Origin of the sequence: Nostocoides australiense Ben110, from assembly GCF_001050535.1 — a bacterium.
Classification (GTDB): domain Bacteria; phylum Actinomycetota; class Actinomycetes; order Actinomycetales; family Dermatophilaceae; genus Nostocoides_A; species Nostocoides_A australiense.
On record NZ_HG764815.1, the window covers coordinates 3,085,352 to 3,088,154 of the forward strand.

The 2,803-nt window shown below is 70.6% G+C and carries 4 protein-coding genes; all 4 read right to left on the reverse strand.

All coding sequences use genetic code 11. The features are described from left to right. Positions 1–214, reverse strand: a 214-nt coding sequence (locus tag BN11_RS23950) for a hypothetical protein (protein WP_048698961.1), incomplete at its 3' end; no start/stop codon positions are given. Between the two features lie 65 nt (positions 215–279). After that, a complete protein-coding gene (locus BN11_RS14905; RefSeq protein ID WP_157044185.1) occupies positions 280–777 on the reverse strand; it encodes a DUF2505 domain-containing protein in 498 nt (165 codons plus the stop codon). A 60-nt stretch (positions 778–837) separates the two neighbouring features. Beyond that, on the reverse strand, positions 838–2,466 hold the full coding sequence (gene pruA, locus BN11_RS14910; RefSeq protein ID WP_048698968.1) for an L-glutamate gamma-semialdehyde dehydrogenase: 1,629 nt from the start codon (positions 2,464–2,466) through the stop codon (positions 838–840). 93 nt (positions 2,467–2,559) lie between these two features. Further along, a partial coding sequence (locus tag BN11_RS14915; RefSeq protein ID WP_162213248.1) for a hypothetical protein occupies positions 2,560–2,803 on the reverse strand: 244 nt, incomplete at its 5' end.

Below are 2,803 nucleotides of genomic sequence, written 5' to 3' on the forward strand. Positions count from 1 at the left end.
TCACCGGCGCGGTCGGCAGCCGGCCGGCGCCCTCGCGGGCCGCAGCGGCGAGCATCCGCAGCAGATCCATCACGGCGTCGAGGTAGCCGTCGACGGCCGCCTGCGCGAGCCGGTCACCGGTCGACGGCAGCGCCAGCAGCAACGACTCGACCGTCGCATCGCAGCGCTCGGCCAGCAGGCCAAGGGTCAGGGCCGGGTCCGGGGGCGCTGGCATACGACCACGTTACCGGCCACCGGCGCCGGCCCCGCGAGATTATCCACAGCCTCCCGGCGGGGTCGTCAGCGCCCGGCGGCCAGCCAGTCGTTGATGATCTCCGCCTCCAGGTCGAATCCGTGGGAGATCGCCGGGGCGGCGGCCTTCTCGATCTTGCCGCCGATGAAGGGGACCTTGGCCTTCAGGTCGGCCTCCAGGGCCTGGTGGCTGCCGTCCGCCGTCGGATAGACCTTGAGGGTGCCGGCGAGCGAGATCGGGGCACCGTGCACCTTGATCGTAACCTGGGCTCGGCGGCTGCCGTCCGCGGCCGGCGGGCCCCAGTCCTGGACCTCGTCGAGGATGAGTTCGTCGCCCACCATGGAGCGGGCCGCGTCGGGCAGGTTGTGCGTGGGCATGGCCCGTGTCGTGCGCAGGATCGTCCGCTCGCCCTGTTCGTCGACGGCGACGGTGTGCTCGCGGGGGCTGGTGCGCAGGCACTTCTCGTCCTGGAAGGCCTCGGTGGCCCGCAGGGCGAATACCTCGTCTGGTGTCCCCGCGAGATCCGCGGACTCGGTGATCCTCATGGCGGAGAACACTATCGGTCCAGGCGTCGCGATCGACGCGGCGCGTCCGTCCCGCTGCTGTCACGCCATGTGCGGGTACCCGTGCGCCGTCGGGGGCACGAAGGTCTCCTTCATGGCGCGCGGAGAGGTCCAACGCATGAGGTTGATCATCGAGCCCGCCTTGTCGTTGGTGCCGGAGGCGCGCGAGCCGCCGAACGGCTGCTGCCCGACGACGGCGCCGGTGGGCTTGTCGTTGATATAGAAGTTGCCTGCCGCGAACCGCAGGGCGGCGCTCGCCTCGGCGATGACCCGCCGGTCCTGGGCGATGATCGAGCCGGTCAGGGCATAGGGCGCGACCGACTCCATCTGCGCCATGACGGACCGGAACCGGCTGTCCGGGTAGACGTGCACGGCCAGGATGGGCCCGAAGTACTCGGTCGTGAAGATCTCGTCGACCGGGTCGTCGGCGACGAGCACGGTGGGGCGCACGAAGTAACCGTCGGTGTCGTCATAGGTGCCGCCGGCGTGGACGGTGATGCCCGCCGTGGCCTTGGCCCGGTCGATGGCGGCGGCGTTGCGGGCGAAGGAGCGCTCGTCGATGACCGCACCCATGAAGTTGCGCAGGTCCCCGACGTCGCCTTGGCTCAGGCCGTTGGTCAGCTCGACGAGGTCGTCCTTGATGACCCTCCACAGCGAGCGCGGGACGTAGGCCCGCGAAGCCGCCGAGCACTTCTGCCCCTGGTACTCGAAGGCGCCGCGGATCATGGCGGTCCGCAAGACATCCGGGTCGGCGCTGGGATGGGCCAGGATGAAGTCCTTGCCGCCGGTCTCGCCGACCAGTCGCGGATAGGTGTGATAGCCCGACAGATTAGCCCCCACCTGCTGCCACAGGTGCTGGAAGGTCGCCGTGGATCCGGTGAAGTGGATACCCGCCAGCCCCGGGTCGGTCAGGGCGACCGTGGAGACGGCGATGCCGTCGCCGGTGACCATATTGATGACACCGGGTGGCAGGCCGGCCGCCTGGAGCAACTCCATCGTGTAGCTCGCGGCGAGTTGCTGGGTCGGGCTCGGCTTCCACAGCACGGTGTTGCCCATCAGCGCCGGGGCGGTCGGCAGGTTGCCGGCAATGGCGGTGAAGTTGAACGGGGTGATCGCGTAGACGAAGCCCTCGAGCGGGCGGTGATCGAGCCGGTTCCAGACACCGGGCGCATTGACCATCGGCTGCTCCTGCAGGATCTGCCGGCCGAAGTGGACGTTGAACCGCCAGAAGTCGATGAGTTCGCAGGCGCTGTCGATCTCGGCCTGGTATGCGGTCTTGCTCTGCCCCAGCATCGTCGCCGCGTTGAGCGTGGCGCGCCACGGCCCGGCCAGGAGATCGGCGGCCTTGAGGAAGATGGCGGCCCGGTCGTCATACGACAACTCCCGCCATCCGGGGGCGGCGGCCCGTGCGGCGGCGATGGCGGCGCCCGCTTCCTTGGCTCCGCCGTTGCGCATCCGGCCGACGATCTTGGCGTGGGCGTGGGGTTGCCGCACGGGGATGCGGGGGCCCGAGCCGGCCACCTCGGCACCGTCGATCACGTGCGGCAGGTCGCGGGTCTCACCCCCGATGCGGGCCAGCTCGGTGAGCAACGCCTCGCGTTCGGACGAGCCGGGGGCGTAGTCGCGCACTGGCTCGTTGACCGGGATCGGCACCGTGGTGACGGCGTCCATTTCGTCTCCTTCGACCGGGGTGGTGGCGTCGCCAAACAGCCTAGTCACCAGCCGGTGACGGTGGCCGCGAGCGCTGCCGGCCGTCGATCCTCGTCAGGAGTCGGTGAGGTGCTGCGCGACCAGGTCGGCCTCGGTGATGTCGAACCAGAGCAGGTCGGCGTCTTCGCCGGGCTCCTCGCCGACGTGGAAGGCGACGATCTCGCGGCGCAACACCGCTCGGTGCACCTCGACGGTATGGCCGGTGTCGGGCCAGTCGACCTCCGCGTCGGGCAGGTCGAGGGCGGCCACGGCGACGCGGTCTCCGGCCGCCGCGCCGGCCGCCACCGCGTGGGGGGGG